General features: G+C 72.5%; 19 protein-coding genes. 12 read left to right on the forward strand and 7 right to left on the reverse strand.

The window, feature by feature from the left end; genetic code table 11:
- The first annotated feature begins 57 nt into the window (after window positions 1-57).
- Window positions 58-2,652: an ATP-dependent DNA helicase gene (locus ACZ4D5_RS18010; RefSeq protein WP_467773320.1), complete on the forward strand. Its 2,595-nt coding sequence runs from the start codon at window positions 58-60 to the stop codon at window positions 2,650-2,652.
- A gap of 21 nt (window positions 2,653-2,673) precedes the next feature.
- Here the strand turns inward: ACZ4D5_RS18010 and ACZ4D5_RS18015 are convergent, their stop codons facing one another.
- Complete coding sequence (locus tag ACZ4D5_RS18015) at window positions 2,674-4,194, reverse strand: M23 family metallopeptidase (protein WP_467773321.1); 1,521 nt, start codon at window positions 4,192-4,194, stop codon at window positions 2,674-2,676.
- Between the two features lie 219 nt (window positions 4,195-4,413).
- Window positions 4,414-5,283, reverse strand: a complete 870-nt coding sequence (locus ACZ4D5_RS18020; RefSeq protein WP_467773322.1) for a lipase family alpha/beta hydrolase — start codon at window positions 5,281-5,283, stop codon at window positions 4,414-4,416.
- Between the two features lie 499 nt (window positions 5,284-5,782).
- Here ACZ4D5_RS18020 and ACZ4D5_RS18025 point away from each other — a divergent pair, with 499 nt between their 5' ends.
- Complete coding sequence (locus ACZ4D5_RS18025; RefSeq protein WP_467773323.1) at window positions 5,783-6,193, forward strand: cobalamin B12-binding domain-containing protein; 411 nt, start codon at window positions 5,783-5,785, stop codon at window positions 6,191-6,193.
- 243 nt (window positions 6,194-6,436) lie between these two features.
- Here the strand turns inward: ACZ4D5_RS18025 and ACZ4D5_RS18030 are convergent, their stop codons facing one another.
- Together ACZ4D5_RS18030 and ACZ4D5_RS18035 are read right to left on the reverse strand one after the other, a co-directional pair.
- Window positions 6,437-8,053 (reverse strand): DUF5691 domain-containing protein, encoded by a 1,617-nt coding sequence (locus ACZ4D5_RS18030; RefSeq protein WP_467773580.1) that lies wholly within the window; start codon window positions 8,051-8,053, stop codon window positions 6,437-6,439.
- 59 nt (window positions 8,054-8,112) lie between these two features.
- Entirely contained in the window at window positions 8,113-9,462 is a 1,350-nt protein-coding gene (locus ACZ4D5_RS18035) for an SWIM zinc finger family protein (RefSeq protein WP_467773324.1), read from the reverse strand.
- A gap of 153 nt (window positions 9,463-9,615) precedes the next feature.
- Here ACZ4D5_RS18035 and ACZ4D5_RS18040 point away from each other — a divergent pair, with 153 nt between their 5' ends.
- The 7 genes from ACZ4D5_RS18040 (at window position 9,616) to sucD (ending at window position 19,010) form a co-directional block, all read left to right on the forward strand.
- Window positions 9,616-10,770: an ATP-binding protein gene (locus tag ACZ4D5_RS18040; RefSeq protein WP_467773325.1), complete on the forward strand. Its 1,155-nt coding sequence runs from the start codon at window positions 9,616-9,618 to the stop codon at window positions 10,768-10,770.
- The gene (locus tag ACZ4D5_RS18045) at window positions 10,767-13,190 is read left to right on the forward strand and encodes a DUF5682 family protein (protein ID WP_467773326.1); all 2,424 of its coding nucleotides are present in this window, start codon (window positions 10,767-10,769) and stop codon (window positions 13,188-13,190) included. Before ACZ4D5_RS18040 ends, ACZ4D5_RS18045 begins: the two co-directional genes overlap by 4 nt.
- A complete protein-coding gene (locus ACZ4D5_RS18050; protein WP_467773327.1) occupies window positions 13,187-14,356 on the forward strand; it encodes a VWA domain-containing protein in 1,170 nt (389 codons plus the stop codon). Before ACZ4D5_RS18045 ends, ACZ4D5_RS18050 begins: the two co-directional genes overlap by 4 nt.
- A gap of 176 nt (window positions 14,357-14,532) precedes the next feature.
- The gene (locus tag ACZ4D5_RS18055; RefSeq protein WP_467773328.1) at window positions 14,533-15,411 is read left to right on the forward strand and encodes a hypothetical protein; all 879 of its coding nucleotides are present in this window, start codon (window positions 14,533-14,535) and stop codon (window positions 15,409-15,411) included.
- A 119-nt stretch (window positions 15,412-15,530) separates the two neighbouring features.
- Window positions 15,531-16,613 carry a hypothetical protein gene (locus tag ACZ4D5_RS18060; RefSeq protein ID WP_467773329.1) on the forward strand — a complete coding sequence of 361 codons (1,083 nt, stop codon included), beginning with the start codon at window positions 15,531-15,533 and terminating at the stop codon, window positions 16,611-16,613.
- Window positions 16,614-16,925: 312 nt separating this feature from the next.
- Complete coding sequence (gene sucC, locus ACZ4D5_RS18065) at window positions 16,926-18,104, forward strand: ADP-forming succinate--CoA ligase subunit beta (protein ID WP_467773330.1); 1,179 nt, start codon at window positions 16,926-16,928, stop codon at window positions 18,102-18,104.
- A 21-nt stretch (window positions 18,105-18,125) separates the two neighbouring features.
- Window positions 18,126-19,010: a succinate--CoA ligase subunit alpha gene (gene sucD, locus ACZ4D5_RS18070; protein ID WP_467773331.1), complete on the forward strand. Its 885-nt coding sequence runs from the start codon at window positions 18,126-18,128 to the stop codon at window positions 19,008-19,010.
- Window positions 19,011-19,136: 126 nt separating this feature from the next.
- Here sucD and ACZ4D5_RS18075 read toward each other — a convergent pair whose 3' ends face one another.
- Window positions 19,137-20,276 carry a helix-turn-helix domain-containing protein gene (locus tag ACZ4D5_RS18075; protein ID WP_467773332.1) on the reverse strand — a complete coding sequence of 380 codons (1,140 nt, stop codon included), beginning with the start codon at window positions 20,274-20,276 and terminating at the stop codon, window positions 19,137-19,139.
- A gap of 108 nt (window positions 20,277-20,384) precedes the next feature.
- Here ACZ4D5_RS18075 and ACZ4D5_RS18080 point away from each other — a divergent pair, with 108 nt between their 5' ends.
- Complete coding sequence (locus ACZ4D5_RS18080; protein ID WP_467773333.1) at window positions 20,385-22,022, forward strand: cell division protein PerM; 1,638 nt, start codon at window positions 20,385-20,387, stop codon at window positions 22,020-22,022.
- 266 nt (window positions 22,023-22,288) lie between these two features.
- Here the strand turns inward: ACZ4D5_RS18080 and ACZ4D5_RS18085 are convergent, their stop codons facing one another.
- The gene (locus tag ACZ4D5_RS18085) at window positions 22,289-23,056 is read right to left on the reverse strand and encodes a hypothetical protein (protein WP_467773334.1); all 768 of its coding nucleotides are present in this window, start codon (window positions 23,054-23,056) and stop codon (window positions 22,289-22,291) included.
- Between the two features lie 250 nt (window positions 23,057-23,306).
- Between ACZ4D5_RS18085 and purN the strand changes: the two genes are divergently transcribed.
- Window positions 23,307-23,945 carry a phosphoribosylglycinamide formyltransferase gene (purN, locus tag ACZ4D5_RS18090; protein ID WP_467773335.1) on the forward strand — a complete coding sequence of 213 codons (639 nt, stop codon included), beginning with the start codon at window positions 23,307-23,309 and terminating at the stop codon, window positions 23,943-23,945.
- Window positions 23,942-25,519 (forward strand): bifunctional phosphoribosylaminoimidazolecarboxamide formyltransferase/IMP cyclohydrolase, encoded by a 1,578-nt coding sequence (gene purH, locus ACZ4D5_RS18095; RefSeq protein WP_467773336.1) that lies wholly within the window; start codon window positions 23,942-23,944, stop codon window positions 25,517-25,519. The genes purN and purH overlap by 4 nt, the downstream gene beginning before the upstream one ends.
- Before the next feature lie 79 nt (window positions 25,520-25,598).
- Here purH and ACZ4D5_RS18100 read toward each other — a convergent pair whose 3' ends face one another.
- Window positions 25,599-25,805 carry a hypothetical protein gene (locus ACZ4D5_RS18100; RefSeq protein WP_467773337.1) on the reverse strand — a complete coding sequence of 69 codons (207 nt, stop codon included), beginning with the start codon at window positions 25,803-25,805 and terminating at the stop codon, window positions 25,599-25,601.
- Window positions 25,806-25,872 lie beyond the last annotated feature (67 nt).

Below are 25,872 nucleotides of genomic sequence, written 5' to 3' on the forward strand. Positions count from 1 at the left end.
GAAGGTGGCCGGAACCCGGGGCGGGTTGTCAGTGGGGCCGCCTAGACTCGGGAGGCGATGAGCAGCCTCTTTGATGACAGCTTCCTGGCGGACCTGCAGCCCTCACGGGCCGCGGACGAAGAGCCCCCGCCGCCGCCCGAGGACAGCGCTCCGGAGCCCATTCCGGACGACTTGTTCGACGGGAAGTTCGACGCGCCCCTGTCCCGGGACACGCACTACCGCGACGGCGCCCCGCGCCCGGTCATCGACCCGGCCACGCTCCTCGACGGGCTGAACGAGAACCAGCGCGCGGCCGTCGTGCACGCCGGTTCCCCGCTGCTCATCGTCGCCGGCGCGGGCTCCGGCAAGACCCGCGTGCTCACCCACCGCATCGCGCACCTCCTCGCCGAGCGTGGTGTGCACCCCGGCCAGATCCTCGCGATCACCTTCACGAACAAGGCCGCGGGCGAGATGAAGGAGCGCGTCGAGCAGCTCGTGGGCCCGCGGGCGAACGCGATGTGGGTCTCGACCTTCCACAGCGCCTGCGTCCGCATCCTGCGCCGCGAGTACAAGAAGCTGGGCTTCACCTCCTCCTTCTCGATCTACGACGCCGCGGACTCCAAGCGCCTGATGGCCCTGGTCTGCCGCGACCTGGACCTCGACCCGAAGAAGTTCCCGCCGAAGTCCTTCAGCGCCAAGATCTCGAACCTGAAGAACGAGCTGATCGACGAGGAGGACTTCGCGGGCCAGGCCGCCGACGGCTTCGAGAAGACCCTCGCCCAGGCCTACGCGATGTACCAGTCCCGCCTCCGCGAGGCGAACGCCCTGGACTTCGACGACCTGATCATGACGACGGTCCACCTCCTGCGCGCCTTCCCGGACGTCGCCGAGCACTACCGCCGCCGCTTCCGGCACGTCATGGTCGACGAGTACCAGGACACCAACCACGCCCAGTACGCCCTGGTGCGCGAGCTGGTCGGCCCCTCCGGAGGCGAGGGGGACGACCCGGCCGAGCTGTGCGTCGTGGGTGACGCGGACCAGTCGATCTACGCCTTCCGCGGCGCCACCATCCGCAACATCCTCCAGTTCGAGGAGGACTACACCGACGCGACGACGATCCTCCTGGAGCAGAACTACCGCTCCACGCAGACGATCCTGAGCGCCGCGAACGCGGTCATCGAGCGGAACGAGAGCCGCCGCCCCAAGAACCTGTGGACCAACCAGGGCGCGGGCGCACGCATCACCGGGTACGTCGCCGACACCGAGCACGACGAGGCGCAGTTCGTCGCCGACGAGATCGACCGCCTCACGGACGCGGGCGACGCCAAGGCCGGCGACGTCGCGATCTTCTACCGCACGAACGCCCAGTCCCGTGTCTTCGAAGAGATCTTCATCCGCGTCGGCCTGCCCTACAAGGTCGTCGGCGGCGTCCGCTTCTACGAGCGCAAGGAAGTCCGCGACGTCCTCGCCTACCTGCGTGTTCTCGCCAACCCCGAGGACGCGGTCCCGCTGCGCCGCATTCTCAACGTGCCCAAGCGGGGCATCGGCGACCGCGCGGAGGCGATGATCGACGCGCTCTCGCAGCGCGAGAAGATCTCCTTCCCGCAGGCCCTGCGCCGCGTCGACGAGGCGTACGGAATGGCGGCCCGCTCGGTCAACGCCGTCAAGCGTTTCAACACGCTGATGGAGGAGCTGCGGACCATCGTCGAGTCGGGCGCGGGCCCGGCCGTCGTCCTGGAGGCCGTGCTCGAACGCACCGGCTATCTGGCCGAGTTGCAGGCCTCGACCGACCCGCAGGACGAGACCCGCATCGAGAACCTCCAGGAACTCGCCGCCGTGGCGCTGGAGTTCGAGCAGGAGAACGGCCGGGCGGAAGGCGACTCGGGTGCCGAGGGGACCGCGGCGGGCGCGGCAGCCGTGGCGGGCGCGGAGGCCGCCGAGGGCACGGAAACCGCGGCGGGCACGGAAACCGCCGGGGCCGTCGAGGGTGCGGAAGGTGCCGCTCCCGTCGGGTCGCTCTCCGACTTCCTGGAGCGTGTCGCCCTGGTCGCCGACTCCGACCAGATCCCGGACGAGGAGGACGACGGCTCCGGAGTCATCACCCTCATGACGCTGCACACCGCCAAGGGCCTCGAATTCCCCGTGGTGTTCCTGACCGGCATGGAGGACGGCGTCTTCCCGCACATGCGCTCCCTCGGGCAGGTCAAGGAGCTGGAGGAGGAGCGCCGCCTCGCGTACGTGGGCATCACGCGCGCGCGTGAACGGCTCTATCTGACGCGGTCCTCCATGCGCAGCGCCTGGGGCCAGCCCTCGTACAACCCGCCGTCGCGCTTCCTGGAGGAGATCCCGGACGCGCACCTGGACTGGAAGCGGACCGGCTCCGTCGGCGCCCCGGCGCCGTCCCGCTCCTCGGGCCCGGCCGGCGGCATCGCCTCGACGCTGTCCTCCTCGCGCTCCCGCTCCGGCGGCGCGCAGGGCTTCGCCACGCGCCGTGCGTCGGAGAAGCCGGTGGTCTCGCTCGCGGTCGGCGACCGCGTCACGCACGACCAGTTCGGCCTCGGCACGGTGGTCGGGGTGAAGGGGACGGGCGCGAACGCCGAGGCGACGGTGGACTTCGGCGAGCCCAAGCCGAAGCGGCTCCTGCTGCGGTACGCACCGGTCGAGAAGCTCTGACGCCGAAGGCGGCGGCCGGGGTTACGTCGGGTCGAGGCCGTGGCTGCGCAGCCACGGCAGCGGGTCGATCGCCGAGCCGCCGCCGGGGCGCACCTCGAAGTGCAGGTGCGGGCCCGTGGAGTTGCCGGAGTTTCCGGAGAAGGCGATGACGTCGCCCGCCTTCACGGGGCCGCTGGAGATCTTGTGCGTGGAGAGGTGGCAGTACCACGTCTCCGTGCCGTCCTTCGCGGTCACGATCGCCATGTTGCCGTAGGCGCTGTTCCACTTCGTGGACACGGTGCCGTCGGTGGCGGCCATGACCTCCGTGCCGTACGACACCGGGAAGTCGATGCCGGAGTGCGCGGACATCCAGTTGATGCCCGCCTGGCCGTACATCGCGCTCAGACCGTGCTGCTTGACCGGCAGGGCGAACTTGGGGCGCAGCCGCTCCTTGCGCGCGGCCTCCGCGGCCGCCTTCTTCTCGGCGGCCACCTTCTCGGCCCTGAGGTCGATGCGCTCCTGCGTGCGGCTCGCGCGGTCGGCGAAGTCCCCCGCGTCGGCGGAGAGGTTCGCCAGCTGGGTGTCCAGCTTGTTGTTGGCGGCGGAGGGCTTCACGGACGTGGCGTCCGGTGCCGATGCCGTCGTGTCCTTCTCGTCGTCGCCGCCGAAGTTGCCCACGGAGGCGGCGGCCACCCCGGCGACGCCCATCACGCACGCCGAGGGCACGGCGACGGTGAGGAGGGCGGAGCGCTTGGCGGGGGTGCGGCGGCGGGTCCTGGAGCGGCCACCGCCCGCGGGGTCGCCGCCGTTCCTTCCTCGGGAGGCGCGGGGGGCGGAAGGCGCGGGGGACCAGGAGTCCGCGGGCGGTTCGGCGTCCGCGGACTCGTGATCCGTGGAGTCGTACGCGGAGTCGGCCGCGATCTCGTACTGGTCGGTGAGCTCGTACGGCTGGGCGTCCTCGGGCTCCGCGGACTCGTACGGCCGAGGTGCTTCGTGCGGGTCGTGGGCGTCGTGCGCCTTGTGTGCGTCGTGCGCCTCGTGGGTGTCGCCCGCGGAGTTCCACGCCGTCGCGTCGTACGCGCCCGTGTCGAAGGTCTGCGTGTCCCACTGGCCGGTCTGCGGGGCCTGGTTCCAGAGGCCCGCGTCCCACTGGCCGGTGGTGTCCGGACCCGGCTGCGAGGGGATGTCGGCGAGGTGCTGGTAGCCGCCGGTCGACCAGACGGAAGTGGTGTCGTAACTGCCGGTGTCGTACGTGGCGGCGTGGTGCTGCGCGGCGTACGCGTCGTAGTTGAGCGTCTGCTGGGTGCCCGTGGTGGTCGCCCACTGACCCGTGTCGTACTGGCCGCCGGTGCCGCCGGGCATGTCGCCGAAGAGGGGGTCCGTGGCGAAGGTGCCGGTGTCGGAGCCGGTGCCGTCGGTGGTGAAGGTGCCGGTGGCGTACGTGTCGTAGCCGTAGCCGCCGGGCTGGGCGCCTTGGTGGTCGTACGCCGCGTAGTGCGCGTAGTCGGCGCCGGGTGCCGAGGGCTGGGGAGTCGAGCTCCCCGACGGGTGACGGTCGTTCACCAACTTCTCTTTCGCCTCGGCAGCAAGGGCGGAGCAGTGCGGCGACTGTACCCGGCGGTATACGGGCGCGACAATCTTCGGCAGGTTTCGTGGTCTCAGGAAACGGGCATTCGGCCGCCTTTCGGCGGACTGTGGGCACAGCTTTGGCTCTGCGTTCGAGGTTCGTTCGATCGGTGGGGGCTTCTTTTCGGTTCAGGTCACCGGGAGTCCGTTTTCGGCTCAGGCCACGGTGAGTCCGTTCGGCGCGCCCTTGGCGTCGGCTCCCGGGTTCGCCAGGTCGAGCGCCTGGCGTATGCCGTTCGCGACCGCCGGGTGCACCGGCAGCGCGAGATGGCCGATGCCGGTCACGCGGACGTTCTGCGCGATCAGGTCGGGGTGGTCGACGCACGCCGTCTCCAGCGGGACCATGATCTGGTCCAGGTCGCTCCAGAAGCTCACGAAGTGCGTGCGGCAGTGTGGTGACGGCTCCTTCAGCTCTTCGATCACCTCGGACCCCGGGCGCATCTGCCGGACGATCGGGTGCGCGTCCGCGAGCGGCGCGACGCGGGTGCCCGAGTGCGGTGTGCCGAGCGTGACCAACGTACGTATGCGTACGTCGCCGCCGAGCCGCTGCGCGTAGTAGCGGGCGATCAGGCCGCCGAGGCTGTGCCCGACGACGTCCACGTGGGTGTGGCCCGTGCGCTCGCAGAGCTCCTCGACGTGGCGGCCGAGCAGTTCCGCGGCGGTGCGGATGTCGCACGTCAGCGGCGAGTAGTTGAGGGACTCCACGCGGCGTCCGCCGTCCTTGGTCAGGGCGCGGCGGAGCAGGACGAAGACCGAGCGGTTGTCGATGAAGCCGTGCAGGAGGAGGACCGGGGGCCTGCCGTCCGGGGGGAGGCGGGGGGCGTCGGGGGGTGGCTGGACGGGTGCCGTCCTGCGCTCCTGGGTGATGCCCGAGGGATAGAGGAGGAGGTGGCCCGCGAGGATCGCCAGCTCCAGGGCGGTCGACTTCAGGAGGGCAGGGAGTCCTGGGAGTCTTGGCAGCAGTGTGGGGAGCTTTGGCAGCAGTGTGCTGAGGGGGCGAAAGGGGTGGGCCCCTGTGACCGGCATCGTCGACCTCCCGATTGACGCACGGGAGGACGGCTCTGTCCCCCGTGTGCCCTAGGGGGAGTCGAGAGCGAGGAAGTCGGCTGGGCGAGGGGCGGATTCCGTTGCACGGTGCTTTGCGGTGCGTGCGGTGCGGGTGGTGCCGGTGGTGCCGAGTGATTCGTGGTCGGTGATCTGTGGTGCGTGCTCCGTGCTCCGTGCCCCCGTTGCGTTGCCGATGCACCGGACCACCATGCCGTGCGGCTGCCGGCGTGGTGGTCCGGCGATCTCGTTGCGGCTCCCCTCGCGCCTGGTCCGGATGCGGAGCGTGAGCCCTTGCGCAACGGATGGGCGCGCAGCGAACGTGTCCCAACGTGTGATTTCCCCCTCGCTCTCCACCGTGAAACTGCCGCTTGCGGGATGCTGTGGATAACGTTCGTTCACTTCCCCGGCCGGTGTGGTGCGGGGTATCCGTGCCGGGACAGAGTGGTGTCGGTACGGACATCGGTACATGGAGGCAGTGATGGGTGTGGCAGCCGGGCCGATCCGCGTGGTGGTCGCCAAGCCGGGGCTCGACGGGCACGATCGTGGGGCGAAGGTGATCGCGCGGGCGTTGCGTGACGCCGGTATGGAGGTCATCTACACCGGGCTGCACCAGACGCCCGAGCAGGTGGTGGACACCGCGATCCAGGAGGACGCCGACGCGATCGGGCTCTCCATTCTGTCCGGGGCGCACAACACGTTGTTCGCGCGGGTGTTGGAGCTGTTGAAGGAGCGGGACGCGGAGGACATCAAGGTGTTCGGCGGCGGGATCATTCCGGAGGCGGACATCGCGCCGCTGAAGGAGAAGGGCGTCGCGGAGATCTTCACGCCCGGGGCCACGACCGCGTCGATCGTGGAGTGGGTACGGGGGAACGTGCGGCAGGCCGCCTGATCTGGCGGCGCCTTGAGCGGGCTCCCGGGCGGGGTGCGCCGGGGCTTCGTCTGGGGTTCGTCCGCGGGGCGTGGGTGGCTTGGCTGCGGCGGCTCGCGTGAGCTTGGTGCGCGGTGCTCCGTGCGGGCATGCCCCCACGCCCCCTCCCGTGCGTACGCGGCTGCGGCCGTCTCGGGTTCGGTCTGCCGTTCCTGCTGTGCTCACCCGGGCTCGCTCCTGCTGTGCTCACCCGGGCTGGATACGTCACCGCGGTGGGGGAAGTTCCGCGTGGATCGCCGCGCGTAGGCGCAGGGTGGTCACCAGGCGTTGGAACGCTTCCGACCAGTAGCCGCCGGCGCCCGGTGCGGCGTCTTCCGGCTCGTCCGGGGTCGCGGTGAGGGCGTCCAGGCGGACCGCCTCCGCCGGGTCGAGGCAGCGCTCCGCGAGGCCCATCACGCCGCTGAAGCTCCAGGGGTAACTGCCCGCGTCCCGCGCGATGTTCAGGGAGTCCACCACGGCGCGCCCCAGCGGCTCCGCCCAGGGGACCGCGCAGACTCCCAGGAGCTGGAAGGCCTCCGACAGGCCGTGCGCCGCGATGAAACCGGCCACCCAGTCGGCCCGCTCGGCGGCGGGCAGCGTGGCCAGGAGCTTGGCGCGTTCGGCGAGGGAGACGGCTCCCGGGCCCGCCGCGTCGGGGGACGCGGGGGCACCGAGCAGCGCCCTGGACCAGGCGGCGTCCCGCTGGCGCACCGCCGCACGGCACCACGCGGCGTGCAGCTCGCTCCGCCAGTCGTCCGCCACCGGGAGCGCCACGATCTCTGTCGGGGTGCGGTCGCCGAGGCGGGTCTGCCAGGTGGAGAGCGGGGCCGAGTCCACCAACTGGCCCAGCCACCACGAGCGTTCACCACGGCCGGCGGGGGGCTTCGGGGTGACGCCGTCCCTTTCCATGCCCGCGTCGCACTCATGGGGTGCTTCCACGGTCAGGGTCGGGCTGTCGGTGGTGTGGTCCACGGCTACGCAGGAAGCCGCGCGTGACGACATCCGGACCGCCAGGGCCGAGTGGGGGAGCGCGGACAGGAGCTCCGCCGCCGTGGAGCGGACGTTGCGGCTGCGGTCGGTGAGCGCCTGCTCCAGGAACGGCTCGTCCTCGGCGGACAGGCCCGTGCGGAGCGAGTCCAGGAACATCAGGCGGTCCTCCGCCCGCTCCGTCGACCAGGTCGATGCGAGCAGTTCTCCGGCTGTGGCCGGGGCGTGGGTGCGGAGTGTGGTCAGGAGCGCCACGCGTTCCGCGAAGAGGCCCTCCTCCCACAGCTGTCGGATCTTCGGGGTGTCGTCGGGGGACGGCAGCGAGACGCCGCCTCCGGGTGTCGCCCTGAGCGCGAACTTCCAGTCCGGGTTGAGGCGGGCCAGCCACAGCGCCCTCGGGCCCGCGAAGGTGAGGGCCTGCGGGCGCAGGTCCGTGCGGCCGCGTGCCGCGTTCAGGAGAGCGGGCAGCAGCTCCGGAGGGGCGCCGTAGCCACGGGAGTTGGCCAGGGACAGCCACTGGGGGAGGAGTTCCATGAGGTCCGGCGCCGCGCCCCGTCGGCCACCGCCCGCGGAGCCCGGCTGGTCGGTGAGGAGTGTCGCGAGCCTGCGCCTGGCCGCGGGCGGCACCGGTGGCCTGGGGTCGGCCGGTGCGGGCTCGGGCGGGGCGGCGGCCGGGACCGGGCGCAGGCCCGCCCTGCGGCGCACCGTCTGCACGGCCGCCGCGTCCAGGAGGGCGAGGGGCGCCTCCTTGCCGGGGGTGTGGAGTGCGGCGGGCAGGGCGCGGCGGTCCGTGCCCAGCAGGGCCGTGGTGACGAGGTCGTCCCATGAAGGAGGCGTTGTTGAGGGGTGCGGCATCTGCTTCTCCTCGTGTCCGTTCGTCAGCACGGCGGCACCTTCTCTCCCGTGTCCGTACGTCAGCACAGCGGCACCGTCTCTCCCGCGTCCTTCGGCCAGGCCGCGAGGGGGGTGAAGCCTTGGTGGCCGCACTCGCCGAACACGGTCAGCGGTGCGCCTCCGGAGAGGGCGACCAGGCGCCACAGGCCCGGTCTGGAGGTCGCGTGCGGCGCTATCGGCAGGGCCATATCGGCTGTGGGGTCGGCCAGTTGCCAGATGCCTGTGTTCCGCGTCGGTATCACCTCGGAGAGAGTCACCGGCCACGACTCCAGCCAGGGGTCCGCGCGCAGGGCCTCGCCGTAGCGTGCGGTGGCCTCGTCCGGTCGTACGCCCGGTGGCCGCTGTGTGGTCGGCGCCGGCGCCGTGAACTGCTCGCCCAGGTCCGCGCGCAGCTGTCCCGCGCCCGGATATCCGGTCACCTCCGCGTCGAGCGCGAGGCCCACCGGCAGGGCGAGCGCGGGGGCGCGGCCCGCCGCCCCGTAGGAGAGGAGGAGCGCGGTGCGGCCGGAGTCCTTTCCGTACAGCCATATGCGGCGCGTGGTGAGTCGGCTGTCCGCCGTGTCGTACTGCGCGAGGACCAGCCACCGGTCCCGGACCGGCGGGCCCTCCGGCTGCGCGGACAGGCCGATGCGGGAGCGGACCGTGGCCGCCAGGTCGTCCGGCAGGTCGTCGCGGTGGAGCCAGCCCTGGTCGAGGAGGTGGATCAGCGCGCACTCCTCCAGGAGGCGCACCGGCCAGCCGGGCCCCGAGGCGGGAAGGGCGCCCAACTCCCTTACTCTCGCGGCGAGTCCGGGCGCCTGTGCGTCGACCATGCGGGCCGCGGTCTCCTCCCACAGGCCGTACCCCGCCTGCTCGGCCGCGGCCGTGCCGGAGCGGAGCAGGTCGGACAGGCGCTGCTCCAGCTCCGTCGCCCCCGCGGTGATCCGCTCGGCCCGCCTCTCCGCTCTTCTGCGCGCGGCCTCAGGGTCGGCCGCGGCGGCGGGCGCCGCGGCCGAACTCCGCCTGTTCTCCGCCTTCTTGCGGCGCGAGGCCAGCCACTCCTCGGCCCACGCCGGCGGTTCCCCCTCCGGCACAGTGCCGTCCGCGCCCGCCCAGACGAGCAGCAGCCCCAGCGCGTGCTTGCACGGGAACTTCCGGCTCGGACAACTGCACTTGTACGCGGGACCCGCCGCGTCCGCGATGTCGACGACCGTCTGATACGGCTTGCTGCCACTGCCCTTGCACAGCCCCCACACCGTCCCCTCGTCCGAACTGCCCGCCTCCGACCATGGGCCGGCGACGCCGAGTTTGCTTCCCGCCTTGCGTGACGGGGCGTCAGGCGCGAGTGCGAGCACCTGATCCGCCGTCCAGCGCACCCCCTGCTGAGTCATGGTTCGAAGGTAGGTGCCGCCACTGACAATCGGCCCTGCGCCGGGAGTTCGCGCAGGTCAGGGGCTTTCCCGGGGCGATTGTCAGTGGCGTGGTGCACGGTGGAGACACATCCGGGCCAGATGCGTCCGGACGAGCTGGAGGGGGATCGCTCCATGACCGTTTCCGTCGACTCGACGACGTCCGCGACCGCGAATCGGACGACGCCCGCGCCCGGTTCCGCGAGCGGCGCGCAGGCGCTCAGGCCGCATGCCGAGGACGCCTTCGCCGCCGAGCTGGCCGCGCTCGCCGCGCAGGACGACCGGCCCAGGCCCCAGCGGTGGAAGCTCTCGCCGTGGGCCGTGGCGACGTACCTCCTCGGCGGCACTCTGCCCGACGGCACCGTGATCACGCCGAAGTACGTGGGGCCGCGCCGCATCGTCGAGGTCGCCGTCACCACGCTCGCCACCGACCGGGCCCTGCTCCTCCTCGGCGTGCCGGGCACCGCCAAGACATGGGTGTCCGAGCACCTCGCCGCCGCGGTCAGCGGGGACTCGACGCTGCTCGTGCAGGGCACGGCGGGCACCCCGGAGGAAGCCATCCGGTACGGGTGGAACTACGCCCAGTTGCTCGCGCACGGCCCCAGCCGCGACGCGCTCGTGCCCAGCCCCGTCATGCGCGCCATGTCCGAGGGGATGACCGCGCGCGTCGAGGAGCTGACCCGCATCCCGGCCGACGTACAGGACACGCTGATCACGATCCTGTCGGAAAAGACCCTGCCGATCCCGGAGTTGGGCCAGGAGGTGCAGGCCGTGCGCGGCTTCAACCTCATCGCCACGGCCAACGACCGCGACCGCGGTGTCAACGACCTGTCGAGCGCCCTGCGCCGCCGCTTCAACACCGTCGTCCTGCCGCTGCCGGAGAGCGCCGACGCCGAGGTCGACATCGTCTCGCGCCGCGTCGACCAGATCGGCCGCTCCCTCGACCTGCCCACGGGCCCGGAGGGCATCGACGAGATACGCCGTGTCGTCACCGTCTTCCGCGAGCTGCGCGACGGCGTCACGGCCGACGGGCGTACGAAGGTGAAGTCGCCCAGCGGCACCCTGTCGACGGCCGAGGCGATCTCCGTCGTCACCAACGGCCTTGCCCTGGCGGCCCACTTCGGAGACGGCGTCCTGCGCCCCGGTGACGTCGCGGCCGGCCTTCTCGGCGCCGTCGTGCGCGACCCCGCGGCGGACCGCGTGATCTGGCAGGAGTACCTGGAGGCGGTCGTGCGGGAGCGGGACGGCTGGAAGGACTTCTACCGCGCGTGCCGCGAGGTGAGCGCATGACGACGGCGAGGGAACCGCTGCTGCTCGGCGTGCGGCACCACGGGCCGGGGTCGGCGCGTGCCGTGCGGGCCGCGCTCGACGAGGCGCGCCCCGGCGTCGTCCTCGTCGAGGGCCCGCCGGAGGCCGACTCCCTCGTGGAGCTCGCCGCCGACGAGGGCATGCGGCCGCCGGTCGCGCTGCTCGCGCACGTGGTGGACGAGCCGGGGCGCTCGGCGTTCTGGCCGCTCGCCGAGTTCTCCCCGGAGTGGGTGGCGATCCGCTGGGCCGTCACGCGCGGTGTGCCGGTGCGCTTCTTCGACCTTCCGGCGGCGCACTCGCTCGCGCACGCCGAGGAGGGCCCGCAGGAGTCACCGGCGGAGCCCCCGGAGGGCGAGGGGGCCGTACGGATCGACCCCATCGCGGTGCTCGCGGAGACCGCGGGGTACGACGACCCCGAGCGCTGGTGGGAGGACGTCGTCGAGCACCGCGGCGCGGCCGGTGACGCGTTCGCGCCGTTCGAGGCCCTGAGCGACGCCATGGGGGTGCTGCGCGAGACCTACGGGGACGGCGGGCACACCCGTGACCTGGTGCGCGAGGCGCACATGCGGCTCCACATGCGCGCCGCCCAGAAGGAGTTCGGGCCTGACGGGGTCGCCGTGGTGTGCGGGGCCTGGCACGTGCCCGCACTGCGCCGCAGAAGTACCGTGGCGGCCGACCGGGCCCTGCTCAAGGGGCTGCCCAAGGTGAAGGCGGAGCTGACGTGGGTGCCCTGGACCCACCGCAGGCTCTCGCGCTCCAGCGGGTACGGCGCGGGCATCGCGTCCCCCGGGTGGTACGGCCACCTGTTCAGCGCCCCAGACCGGCCCGTCGAGCGCTGGATGACGAAGGTCGCGGGACTGCTGCGCGACGAGGACAGGCTCGTCTCGTCCGCCCACGTCATCGAGGCCGTGCGGCTCGCCGACACGCTCGCCGCGATGCGAGGGCGGCCGCTGGCCGGGCTCACCGAGACGACCGACGCCGTGCGGGCGGTGATGTGCGAGGGCTCGGACGTGCCGCTCGCCCTCGTGCGGGACAGGCTCGTCGTCGGGGACGTGCTGGGGGAGGTGCCCGATGCGGCACCCGCGGTGCCTTTGCAGCGGGACCTCGCGCGCGTGCAGCGCAGGCTGCGGCTCAAACCGGAGGCGCTGGAGCGGGAGTTGGAGCTGGACCTCCGCAAGGAAACGGACGCGGGGCGCAGCAGGCTGCTGCACCGGCTGCGGCTGCTCGGCATCGGCTGGGGCGAGCCGGTGGCGTCCCGGGGGAGCACCGGGACGTTCCGGGAGACGTGGCGTCTTCGGTGGGAGCCGGAGCTGTCCGTGCGGGTCGCGGAGGCGGGGGTGTGGGGGACCACGGTGCTGGGCGCGGCCACGGGCAAGGCGTCGGCCGACGCGGTCGAGGCGGGGGGCCTCGCGGACGTCACCGCGCTCGCCGAGCGGTGTCTGCTGGCGGAGTTGCCGGACGCGTTGCCTGTGGTGATGCGGGTACTTGCGGATCGGGCGGCGCTGGACGCGGATGTGGGGCAGCTTGCGCAGGCGTTGCCCGCGCTGGTGAGGGCGCTTCGGTACGGGGATGTTCGGGGGACGGGGACGGAGGCGCTGGGGGAGGTGGCTCTGGGGCTTGCGGAGCGGGTGTTCGTGGGGCTGCCGCCCGCGTGCGCGGGGGTCGACGCGGAGGCCGCGCTTGCTCTGCGGGGGTATGTGGACGGGGTTCATCAGGCGGTGGGGCTGTTGGGGGAGTTCCGGGTGGGGGGTGGCTTCGAGGGTGAGGTGCCGCCCGGTTCATCGGTGCCCACAGCCGGGGCGGCCGGAGAAGGTGTGCGGGAGCGGTGGTACTCCGTGCTGCGGGTGTTGGGGCAGCGGGACAGCGTTGCCGGAGTGGTCCGCGGGCGGGCCGTGCGGTTGTTGTTGGACTGCGGGGAGTTGGGGGATAGCGAGGTCGCTCGGCTCATGGGGCTTGCTCTGTCCCGGGGGAGCGAACCTGCCGAAGGGGCCGCATGGATCGAGGGGTTCGTCGGGGGCGGGTCCGGGGGCGGGATGCTGCTCGTGCACGACGAGCGGCTGCTCGGCCTTGTCGACGACTGGCTGAGCGGGGTGTCGGACGGTGCCTTCATCGACGTACTGCCGCTGTTGCGAAGGACCTTCTCGGCGTACGAGCCGGGTGTGCGCCGGACGTTGGGGGAGCTGGTGCGGCGCGGGACGTCCGGGGCCGGCGGCGCGGTGGGCGGAAGTGGTGTGCCCGGGTTCGCCGAGGACATCGACGCCGGGCGCGCGGACGCCGTGGAGCCCGTCGTACGCCTGCTGCTCGGCATGCCGCCGACGCGGAGCGAGAGCGACGGCCTCGTGCGGAACGGCCTCGTGCGGAACGACCTTGTGGGGAAGGACTTTGTGGGGGTGGCCCGATGAGCGAGATGACGGACGAGCGGCTGCGGCGGTGGCGGCTCGTGCTGGGCGGCGACGGCGCCGACGGCACGGGGTGCGCGCTCGCCGGACAGGACGCGGCGATGGACGGCGCGCTCACCGCGCTGTACGGGAGGGGCGACGACAAGGGCGCCCGGGGGCGGGACCGTTCGGCGGGGCTCGGGGGGTCCGCGCCGTCCGTGGCGCGCTGGCTCGGGGACATCCGGACGTACTTCCCCTCCTCAGTCGTCCAGGTCATGCAGCGCGACGCCATCGACCGGCTCGGGCTCTCCACGCTGCTCCTGGAGCCCGAGATGCTGGAGGCCGTCGACGCGGACGTGCACCTGGTGGGCACGCTGCTCTCGCTCAACAAGGCCATGCCGGAGACGACCAAGGAGACCGCGCGTGCGGTCGTACGCAAGGTCGTCGAGGACCTGGAGAAGCGGCTCGCGACGCGGACCCGCTCCACGCTCACCGGTGCCCTGGACCGCAGCGCCCGCGTCAGCAGACCGCGCCACCACGACATCGACTGGAACCGCACGATCGCGGCCAACCTCAAGAACTACCTGCCGCAGTACAGGACGGTCGTGCCCGAGCGGCTCATCGGGTACGGGCGGGCATCGCAGTCCGTGAAGAAGGAGGTCGTCCTCTGCATCGACCAGTCGGGGTCCATGGCCGCGTCCGTCGTCTACGCCTCGGTGTTCGGCGCCGTGCTCGGCTCCATGCGCTCGCTCGACACGCGGCTGGTCGTCTTCGACACGAACGTCGTCGACCTCACCGACCAGCTCGACGACCCGGTCGACGTCCTCTTCGGCACGCAGTTGGGCGGCGGCACCGACATCAACCGGGCGCTGGCGTACTGCCAGTCGCAGATCACCCGCCCCGCCGACACGGTCGTCGTCCTCATCAGCGACCTCTACGAAGGCGGCATACGCGACGAAATGCTGAAGCGGGTCGCGGCGATGAAGGCGTCGGGCGTGCAGTTCGTGACGCTGCTCGCACTGTCCGACGAGGGGACGCCCGCGTACGACCGCGAACACGCGGCGGCGCTCGCCGCGCTGGACGCGCCCGCCTTCGCGTGCACCCCGGACCTCTTCCCGGACGTGATGGCCGCGGCGATCGAAAGGCGCCCTCTTCCCATACCGGACACGAGCGCGGGGAAGCGGACATGACTACGCATCGGTAACAGGGGGCTTGCGCTCCGGCGGGCGTCCCGTGCGAGGATCGTCGCGCCTTGTCGGCGGAGCGATGAGTTCCGCCCCGCCGCCCCGCCGTCTCTCTTCCCCCACTCCACCCCCTCTCCACCCCTCTCCACCCCCTCTCTCCGTCCCAGAGGACCTTCTCCGCCTTGAGTCCCGCTTCCGCAGCCGTACCGTCCGGTGCCGCCGAGCGCTTCGTGCGCGCGGCGGCCGGGCGGCGTGCGCTGCAAGTGGTGCTGCTGGTCGGCGGGTTGTTCGTCCTCGGCCTTCTGTTCGGGGAGCGGGCGCAGGCGGCGGACGGGCTCGTGGGCGGCGACGCGGTACCGGTGCGGACCCAGCCCCTGAAGCAGGCCGAGCCGCTCGCCGACGCGGCCGTCGACCCGCCCGCCGAGCCGGTCACCCGTACGGTGCGGAACGTCACGGAGCCGGTCACGGAGCCGGTGAAGTCGGTGGCGCAGCCCGCCGTGCGAACGGCCGTGCGCCCAGTCGTACGTCCCGTCGGCGAGGTCGTGCACGAGGCGACCGGCGCCCTGCGCAACGCCCCCGACCCCTCCGAGGTGCTGCCCGAGCGGCCGCTGCCGGACCTCGGTGAAGAGCCCGGTCACGACAGCGGCGCCGAGCCGGAGCCCGCTCCCGCCCACGAGGCCGGGCCGTCGCGTGACGGTGACTCCTCGAAGAGGCGGGAGCACCGCGCCGAGCGGCCGGCCGGGCCGCGGGCCGACTCCTCGTACACGGCGGTCGGTTGGCGCCCGGGCGCGGACTCGGGCAACCATCACGCGCAAGGCGACGCCACCGCGGGCGAGTACGGCACGGGTCACCCGTCCCTCCCCACGCCCGGGCAGCCGGGCGGCAGCATCGGCAACGCGACGGCGGGCGACGGCAGTTCCTCCCGGCAGGGCCACGGCGATCTGCACGCCGCCGCGCTCGGCGGCCGTGCGCCGGTCCGGCTGGTCTCCGGCCCGGGGCTCCCCCCTGGGCCCGCGCCGACCCGCGACAGACACCGGGACATCCCCGAATTCCCTGGCTAGGGCAGCCCTTTCCCCGCGACGACCTGCCGCGCGGGGGCGGAACAGGTCTGCCCGCCGGTCCCGTACATCCGCGGACCGGATTCATAGCCAGAGCTCGAATTCGAAGGATCCGAACCACCATGAACAAGAACATCCGCCGTTCCATCGTCATAGCCGCCGGCGTCACCGGCGCCTGGGCGCTCGGCTCCGCCGTCGCCAGCGCGGACGAGCTGCCCCAGCACTCCATCGCCGTCCCGGACCAGGCGTCCGACACCGTCGCGGACGCCAAGGGCGCCGTCGACGACGTCAAGGGTGGCGTCGAGGGCCTCAAGGGCGGCGTCGACGGCGTGGACGTCACCGACGCGAAGGGCAAGGTCGCCGAGGCCAAGGGCAAGGTGGCCGAGGCCAAGGGCAAGGTCGCCGACGTCAGGGGCACGGTCGAGTCCGTCGACCGCGACCAGGTCGGCAACCACGTTCAGAACCAGGTCCGGGACCAGCTCCAGGGTCAGGTCCAGGACCGGATCCAGCAGCAGGACGTCCAGGACCGGCTCCCGGAGGCCGGCGGCGTCGGGGACGTCGAAGGCGTCGACGACATCGACTACCTCTTCGGCCCCCTCTCCGCCTTCGCCCCGAACCTCGAACCGAACCTCGAAGGCACCGTCGCGCAGGCCCCGGGCCACGCCCAGGACGCCACCGCGACGGCCACCGCCGCGGCCACGGGTGCCGCCACGGGTGCCACCACCGCCGCCTCGCCGATCGTCGACGAGACCGCCGCCTCCGTGCTGCCGCCCGTCGCCGCCACCGCCGTCGACGGTGTTCTGCCGGTCGCCGGGCAGGCCGTCGGCGACGTGTCGTACCTCGCGCAGGGCGTCGTCGGTGACGTGCAGCCCTTCGTCCAGACGGTCGTGGGCGATGACGTCCAGCCCTTCGCGGGCGGCGTCGTCGGCTCGGTCACGCCGCTCGTGCAGGGCGTCACCGACCAGGTGCAGCCCGTCGTGCAGGGCGTGGGCGGCAGCGCGTACGGCCTGGCGCAGGGGGTGACGGGTGACGTGCGGCCGTTCGCCCAGGACCTGACCGGCACCGTCGCCCCCGACGCGCAGGCGCTCGCGGGCAACGCGGTCACCGGCGTCCAGGGCGTGACCGGTGACGTGACGCCGGAGTACCTGCCGACGCACGGCTCCGTGTACGACTCCGTCGCCTCGTACACCCCGTACACCGCCTGATCGCTGGAGCAACCAGAGCAAACAGGCGGCCCCTGCAGTCACAGGGGCCGCCTGCCCGCGGCGGCGGCCGGGAGATTTTGCCGCGGTGACCGCGCGATCTGTGACCGTCATCACCGCCCAAATGTGATCTGCGATTTAGGGACCTACGTCCCGCGGCGATAACCTGCGGGACGGACATGCCGCGTACTGGACTCCGTCCTACGCCTCCCTTGTGACAGCGCAGTCACGTTGCCCTCCGCGGCACGCCCACGCAGACAGCTGACACCAAAGCAGCGAGATCGCAGCGAGATCACGGATAAGGGACGGACGCGCGTGGACCTGTTCGAGTACCAGGCGAGGGACCTCTTCGCCAAGCACGGTGTACCGGTGCTGGCCGGTGAAGTCATCGACACGCCTGAGGCGGCGCGCGAGGCCACCGAGCGTCTTGGCGGCAAGTCGGTCGTCAAGGCGCAGGTGAAGGTCGGTGGCCGCGGCAAGGCCGGCGGCGTGAAGCTGGCGGCGAACCCGGACGAGGCCGTCGCCCGTGCGACGGACATCCTCGGCATGGACATCAAGGGCCACACGGTCCACAAGGTGATGATCGCCGAGCTGTCCCCGGAGATCGAGGCGGAGTACTACGTCTCGTACCTCCTCGACCGCACCAACCGCACCTTCCTGGCCATGGCCTCGGTGCAGGGCGGCATGGACATCGAGGAGGTCGCGGAGAAGACCCCCGAGGCCCTCGCGAAGGTCCCGGTCGACTCCAACGAGGGCGTCACGATCGAGAAGGCCCGCGAGATCGTGGCCCAGGCGAAGTTCCCGGCCGACGTGGCCGAGGGCGTCGCCGAGGCGATGGTGACCCTGTGGGAGACCTTCGTCGCCGAGGACGCGCTCCTCGTCGAGGTCAACCCGCTGGTGAAGACCAAGGACGGTCGCATCCTGGCCCTGGACGGCAAGGTCTCGCTCGACGAGAACGCCGACTTCCGCCAGCCCGACCACGAGGCTCTCGAGGACAAGGACGCAGCCAACCCGCTCGAGGCTGCCGCCAAGGCCAAGAACCTCAACTACGTCAAGCTCGACGGCGAGGTCGGCATCATCGGCAACGGCGCGGGTCTCGTCATGAGCACCCTCGACGTCGTCGCGTACGCCGGTGAGAACCACGGCGGCGTGAAGCCCGCCAACTTCCTCGACATCGGTGGCGGCGCCTCCGCCGAGGTCATGGCGAACGGCCTGGAGATCATCCTCGGCGACTCGGACGTCAAGTCCGTCTTCGTCAACGTCTTCGGTGGCATCACCGCGTGCGACGAGGTCGCCAACGGCATCGTGCAGGCCCTGGAGCTGCTCGCCTCGAAGGGCGAGAAGGTCGAGAAGCCGCTGGTCGTGCGCCTCGACGGCAACAACGCGGAGCTGGGTCGCAAGATCCTGAGCGACGCCAACCACCCGCTCGTGCAGCGTGTGGACACCATGGACGGCGCGGCCGACAAGGCCGCCGAGCTCGCGGCCGCGAAGTAAGGGACGAGGGAAAGAACAGCCATGGCTATCTTCCTCAACAAGGACAGCAAGGTCATCGTCCAGGGCATGACCGGTGCCACGGGCATGAAGCACACCAAGCTCATGCTGGGTGACGGCACGAACATCGTCGGCGGCGTGAACCCGCGCAAGGCCGGCACGTCCGTCGACTTCGACGGCACCGAGGTCCCGGTCTTCGGCTCGGTCAAGGAGGCCATGGAGAAGACGGGCGCCAACGTCTCCGTCCTCTTCGTGCCGCCGGCCTTCTCCAAGGCCGCCGTGGTCGAGGCGATCGACGCCGAGATCCCGCTCGCCGTGGTCATCACCGAGGGCATCGCCGTCCACGACTCCGCCGCCTTCTGGGCGTACGCGAAGTCGAAGGGCAACAAGACCCGCATCATCGGCCCGAACTGCCCCGGTCTGATCACCCCGGGCCAGTCGAACGCCGGCATCATCCCGGGCGACATCACGAAGCCGGGCCGCATCGGCCTGGTCTCGAAGTCCGGCACGCTGACGTACCAGATGATGTACGAGCTCCGTGACATCGGCTTCTCCTCGGCCGTCGGCATCGGTGGCGACCCGGTCATCGGCACGACGCACATCGACGCCCTGGAGGCGTTCGAGGCCGACCCCGAGACCGACCTGATCGTCATGATCGGCGAGATCGGCGGCGACGCGGAGGAGCGCGCGGCGGACTTCATCAAGGCCAACGTGACGAAGCCCGTCGTCGGCTACGTCGCCGGCTTCACCGCGCCCGAGGGCAAGACCATGGGCCACGCCGGCGCCATCGTCTCCGGCTCCTCCGGCACCGCGCAGGCCAAGAAGGAAGCGCTTGAGGCCGCGGGCGTGAAGGTGGGCAAGACGCCGACCGAGACGGCGAAGCTCGCGCGGGCCATCCTGGCGGGCTGACAGCTGTTCACAGTGGGCCCGCACCTCTTGTGAGGTGCGGGCCCACTGTGTTGTTCGGCTGCGGGTCGTGGGGGTTGTTCGCGCAGTTCCCCGCGCCCCTTACGGGGTGCTCCTGCGAGGGGGCGGCTACTTCGGTTGGGGGGTCAGGCGTTCCGGGCCGTTCTGGAGTTCACCGCGGAGTTTCTCGCGGAGTTCCGTTTCCTCGTACGACAGCGGGCCCGGGCCCATCCTCGGCGGTACTCCGCTGATGGCCCTGCCCGGGGACTGCGGGGGCTCGTAGTGGGTGGGGGCCGTTTTCAGGGTCAGGGCCGTCGCGCCGATGATCAGCGTCGTGAACGCGATGGCCGCGCGGGTCCAGAAGCGGGCGCGGTGCTCGCTTCCGGTGCGTACCCGGTCCGCCTTGGGTGTGCGGAGCTTCTCCGCCCCGCCGACCTCCCCGAGGCGGCGGTGCAGTGCCTCGGGGTCCGCCAGGTCCGGCAGCTGCTCGGCGATCGCCTCGCGCGCGTGCAGGAGGCGGTTGGCGGCGGCGGGCGTGCTCGCCTCCGTCTCGGCCGCCGTCTCGGGCAGGTCGAGGCCGACGCCGTCGTAGAGCAGCAGGGTGCGGCGCTGCGCGGGCGGCAGGCTCAGGAGTACGTCGAGGAAGGCGCGGTCGGCCGGTTCCGCGGGCGGGGCGTCGGGGTGGCGTTGGCTGGGGCGGAAGCGGTGCCAGGGCGACATCGCGTACTCGTACGCCGCTGCGCGGACCCAGCCCGCGGGGTCGCGGTCCACGGCCACCTCGGGCCAGCGCTGCCAGGCCGTCTGGAAGGCGCGTTCCACTGATTCCTGGGCCAGGGTGCGTCTGCCGGTGAGCAGGTAGGTCTGGCGGACCAGGGCGGGGGCGGTGCGGGCGCAGAGGGCGTCGAAGGCCTGGGCGGGGCTCAGGGGGCGGTCGTGCTCAACCGTGGCTGTGGTGGCGACCGGTACCGCCACCGCCACCGGTACGGGTGCGGGACTCTGCGGCTCCGCCGCCCGTTCTGCCGGAGGCTCGGGGCTCGTCTTCACCCTCGTCCCCGCCTGAGTCTTCTCAGACGCGATCGCGTTCAAGAGCTTCGCGTACGCCTCGCGTTTGCGGCCCCTCGGGCTGGTGCGGCCCGTCTCCCAGGAGCGGACCGTCTCGCGGGTGACGCCCACCTTGGCGGCGAGGTCGGCCTGGCTCAGCGACTTTGCCTCGCGCAGCCTGCGGCGTTCCTTGGGGGACGGCAGCGGGATGGCGGGGGTTTGGGTCATGTCTCAGCCGTTCCGCCGTACGAAAAAGTACATAAACGTATATTGAGCGACACATCCGGTATTCGCCTGTTACGAGGAGAAAGCGCGTGTCGTTGGGAGCATGGCCGGGTGACCCAAACGACCGACCACAGCGCCTCGTTGCCGCCCGTGAAGCCGCTGCGCGAACGGGCCCGTGACCGTTCGCCCGGACTGGCCACCTGCGTGGTGGGCGGGGCCGTCGCCGCGGGCCTGGGGCTCGGCTCGTTCGCGGTCCTGGTGATGGTGCTGTGGATCAGCTCGCCGTATCCCGACAGCGGACCCGGCGGCGCGCTGCACGTCGCGGCGGGGCTGTGGCTCCTCGCGCACGGCACGGAGCTGATCAGGACGGACACGCTCTCGGGGGCGCCCGCGCCGATCGGTGTGACGCCGCTGCTGCTCGTCGTGCTCCCCGGGTGGCTGCTGCACCGCGCGGCGCGCGACGCGGCGGCTCCCGAGGGGCGCGGGCACTCGGTGCGGACGGCGTGGTGCGGGGTGGTCACCGGGTATCTGCTGTGCGGCGCGGCCGCGACGCTGTACGCGGCGGGCGGTGAGCTGCGGCCCGACTGGTTCGGCGCGGCCGTCCATGTGCCGCTGCTCGCGGTGGGCGCGGCCGGGTTCGGGGTGTGGACGGCGCACGGGCGTCCGCGCGGGCCGCTGCCGGGGTTCCTGCGGCGGGCCTTGACCGCGCTGCCCGGCGGGGTGCGGGCCGTGTTCGTACGGGGGTTCTTCGTGCGCCGCAGGGCGCTGGCCGTCGCACGGGCCGGGGCGGCAGGGACGGCGGTGCTCGTCGGCGGGGGCGCGCTGCTCGTCGCGGTGTCGCTCGTGCTGCACGCGGGGGCGGCGCAGGCGTCGTTCGCGCAGGTCACGGACGTGTGGTCGGGGCGGCTCGCGGTGCTTCTGCTGGCCCTCGCGCTGGTGCCGAACGCGGCGGTGTGGGGCGCGGCCTATGGCCTCGGTCCAGGCTTCGCCCTCGGCACGGCGACCGTCGCGGGGCCCCTCGCCGTGGACGCGGGACCCCTGCTGCCGCCCTTCCCGCTGTTCGCGGCGGTGCCGCCGGCGGGGCCCGGGTCGCCGCTGAGCTGGGCCGTGGGGGCGGTGCCCGTGGTGGCGGGCCTGGTGGTGGCGTGGTGCACGGTGCAGGCGGCGGCGCCCGCCTTCGGGGAGCGGGACGAGGCGTGGTCGCGGGGGCGGACGGCCGCGGGCGTCGTGGGGGCGGCGGCGCTGTGCGGGGCGGCGATGGCGGGGCTCGCGGCGCTGGCGGGCGGGCCGATGGGCGTGGCGGTGCTCGCCGAGTTCGGGCCGGTGTGGTGGCAGGTGGGGGCGGCGGCGCTGGGGTGGATGGCGCTGGTCGGGGTGCCCGCGGCGCTGGGGCTGCGGGCGTGGCGGCTGCGGGAGCCGTCGGGGGCGGGGCGGTGGGCGTGGGTGCCGCGCGTCGCGCTGCCGTCGCTGCGGGTGCCGAGGCTGCGCGTACCGAGGCCTCGGCTGCCGCGTCCGCGATTGCCGCGGGTGCCGCTTCCGTGGGCGGGGCGGAAGGCGGCTGCCGGGGGCACGGCCCCGACAGCCGCCGAGCCGCCCGAAGCACCGGAGGCGCAAGGCTTCGAGCCGTACGACTTCCTGCCCCCGGCCGAACACGACGGCACGGCCCTGGCCTGGCACGACGACGCGGCCCGCGAGGCCCGCTGGCAGGCCCTGAAGCAGGCATCCGAACACCCCCCGGAGCCGTCCTGAGCGGCAACGCCCCGAGGCGGCAACACATGCGGCTCAGCCGCACGAGGCACGCCGGGGGTGCGCCCCGGAAGGGGCGCGGGGAACTGCGCGATCAACCACGACGAACCCGCACGAGGCACGCCAGGGGTGCGCCCCGGAAGGGGCGCGGGGAACTGCGCGACCAACCACGACGAACCCGCACGAGGCACACCACACCAGACCAACAACGCACAGGCCCCGTCCCCCCCACAACGCGGAGTGAACGGGGCCCGAGGCCAAGACGCAGGCTAGTCGTCCTGCTCCCCCAGAAGCGGGCGCAACTGCTTCGGCAGGAGATCCTCGCAGTTCTGCTTCGACGCGCTGGTCAGCGCGTCGTCCACACACGTGTAGTAGTCGCGGTAGACCAGCTGGGCCGTGAACGTCCCCGCCACCATGACCAGCGCGAGCGCCCCCGTCACCAGGCCGCTGATCGCGGCCGTCGTCTGCGGGCGCGTGGACGAGGGGCCGGGCTGGGGCGTGCCGCCCTGCGCGGCGGCCGGTGCCGGGGCCGTCGGGTCCGGCGTGCGCTGCTTGGCGCGCAGCGACTGGATGGCCCACATCGTCGCGAGCGCGCCCAGCAGCAGTGCCACGTAACGCCAGCCGAACAGCGCGAAGAAGAAGGCCCACATGCCGGAGAGCAGGGCGTAGCGCGCGCGGCGCTGGGCGGGGTCCGTCGGGTCCCAGCGCAGGCCGCCGCCGGGGCCTGAGGGACCCTCCTTGCCGGGGCCGCCCTGCTGGCCGGGGCGTTCGCCGAAGCTGCCCGGGGAGCGGCCGGGCTGGCGGTCGCTCCACTGGCTGCCCCACGGGGAGCCGTGCTCGCCGCCCTGGGAACCGTCCGGGGCGGAGTCGCCCGAGGGGCGGCGCGGCTGCCACGGCCGGTCCGGTGTCCCCTCAGGCGGCGGCGCGAAGGGATTGTCGTCGTCCTTGCCCGTTCCCTGGGCACCCGAGCCCCGGGACTGAGGCCCCTGGGAGTCGGAGTCCTGCGGTGGAGACGAAGGGCGGCTACGGTCCGGCATCAGGTGTGCGTCTTCCCCTTGGTAGGGCCGTGCCGGAGCGGCTCGGCGGCTCGGCGGCACGGCGTTCGTCGGTATTCAGGCGCGTTTCCCCAGACGCTACCCTCCGCCCGCGCCCCCGTCCCGTGAGGGGCGGTTCCGTGTGCCGGTATCGTTGCTGACGGTCGGCCGCTTCGTAGAGTTCCCCGTATCGCGGGGCTCGAAGCCTTCGTACGACCGTACAAAGACGCACCTTCCGAGAAAGGGCCCCGCTGTGGCCGAGAGCGCTGTGGTCGCGCGCCCCAAGCGACTCGTCGTGCTGGTCTCCGGGTCGGGCACGAACCTTCAGGCCCTGATCGACACCATCCACGCCGAGGGCGCCGAGGCCTACGGCGCCGAGATCGCCGCCGTGGGCGCCGACCGTGCGGGCATCGCGGGCCTCGAGCGCGCCGAGCGCGCCGGGATCCCGACCTTTGTGTGCCGGGTGAAGGACCACGCGACCCGTGACGAGTGGGACGCCGCCCTGGCGGAGGCGACCGCCGCGCACGAGCCCGACCTGGTGGTCTCCGCCGGGTTCATGAAGATCGTGGGGAAGGAGTTCCTCGCGCGCTTCGGCGGGCGGTTCGTGAACACGCACCCCGCGCTGCTGCCCAGTTTTCCGGGGGCCCACGGCGCGCGCGACGCGCTCGCGTACGGCGTGAAGGTCACCGGCTGCACCGTCCACTTCGTCGACGACGGCGTCGACACCGGCCCGATCATCGCCCAGGGCGTGGTCGAGGTCCGGGACGAGGACGACGAGAGCGCTCTGCACGAGCGCATCAAGGAAGTCGAGCGCACGCTGCTCGTCGATGTCGTGGGGCGTCTGGCCCGGCACGGCTACCGCATTGAGGGACGAAAGGTTCTTATCCCGTGACCGCCGAAGCTACGAACGCGAACGCCGCGCAGCGCCCCATCAAGCGCGCGCTGGTCAGCGTCTACGACAAGACCGGCCTGGAAGAGCTCGCGCGCGGGCTGCACGAGGCGGGCGTCGAGCTCGTCTCCACCGGTTCCACCGCCGCGAAGATCGCTGCCGCGGGCGTGCCCGTCACCAAGGTCGAGGAGCTCACCGGCTTCCCCGAGTGCCTGGACGGCCGGGTCAAGACGCTGCACCCGAAGGTGCACGCGGGCATCCTCGCCGACCTGCGCCTCGAGGACCACCGGCGGCAGCTCGCCGAGCTCGGTGTCGAGCCCTTCCAGCTCGTGGTCGTGAACCTGTACCCCTTCAAGGAGACCGTCGCCTCGGGCGCCACCCCCGACGAGTGCGTCGAGCAGATCGACATCGGCGGCCCGTCCATGGTCCGCGCCGCCGCCAAGAACCACCCCTCGGTCGCGGTCGTCACCGACCCGAAGCGGTACGCCGACGTGCTCGCGGCGGTCAAGGCCGGCGGCTTCGACCTGGCGGCGCGCAAGCGGCTCGCGGGAGAAGCGTTCCAGCACACGGCGGCGTACGACGTGGCGGTGGCGTCCTGGTTCGCGGACGGCTACGCCGCGGCTGACGAGAGTGGCTTCCCCGAGTTCCTCGGCGCCACGTACGCGCGCAAGAACGTGCTCCGCTACGGCGAGAACCCCCACCAGGGCGCCGCGCTGTACGTCGACGGCACGGGCGGCCTCGCCGAGGCCGAGCAGCTGCACGGCAAGGAGATGTCGTACAACAACTTCACGGACACGGACGCCGCGCGCCGTGCCGCGTACGACCACGACGAGCCCTGCGTCGCGATCATCAAGCACGCCAACCCGTGCGGCATCGCGATCGGCGGGAACGTCGCCGAGGCGCACCGCAAGGCGCACGCCTGCGACCCGCTCTCCGCGTTCGGCGGCGTCATCGCGGTGAACCGTCCGGTGTCGAAGGAGATGGCGGAGCAGGTCGCCGACATCTTCACCGAGGTCATCGTCGCCCCGGAGTACGAGGACGGCGCTCTGGAGGCGCTGACCAAGAAGAAGAACATCCGCGTGCTGCGCGCCCACCAGGCGCCGTCGAACGCCGTGGAGACCAAGCAGATCGACGGCGGCGCGCTGCTGCAGGTCACCGACCGGCTGCAGGCCGACGGCGACAACCCCGCCAACTGGACGCTCGCCACGGGCGATGCGCTGGGCGAGGGCGAGCTCGCCGAGCTGGCCTTCGCCTGGAAGGCGTGCCGCGCGGTGAAGTCCAACGCGATCCTGCTCGCCAAGGGCGGCGCCTCGGTCGGCGTCGGCATGGGCCAGGTCAACCGCGTCGACTCCGCGAAGCTCGCGGTCGAGCGCGCGGGCGAGGAGCGGGCCCGCGGTTCCTACGCCGCCTCCGACGCGTTCTTCCCCTTCCCCGACGGCCTGGAGATCCTGACCGCGGCGGGCGTCAAGGCCGTGGTCCAGCCGGGCGGTTCGGTCCGCGACGAACTGGTCGTGGAGGCCGCGAAGAAGGCGGGCGTCACGATGTACTTCACGGGGACGCGCCACTTCTTCCACTGAGCGGCACCTGACGCATGACGGCGGCCACGCCCTTCCCCCGAGGAGGGCGTGGCCGCCGGGCTTTGTCCGGTGCGTGCGGTCAGCTCCAGGCCCAGGCGACGGACCGGATGCGGACGCCGCGCGGATTCAGGTCGCTTGCCAGGCCGGACTTGGCGCCCGGGACGAAGTGGCGGGGGATGCCGCCGTAGTTGTACGGGTTGTAGGCGTACACGCCCTTGGTCCAGAAGCACACGTACCCCTTGGGGCACTCCCAGGCCGAGCGCGGTTCCCCACCTGTGTGTGACACGCATGAGCTCTCCCCCTGTGCGGTCGGTACCGACCGACGACGAGCTGGTCGGTGTGCCGCCTCAGCC

The organism is Streptomyces sp. NPDC025651, from assembly GCF_055558735.1.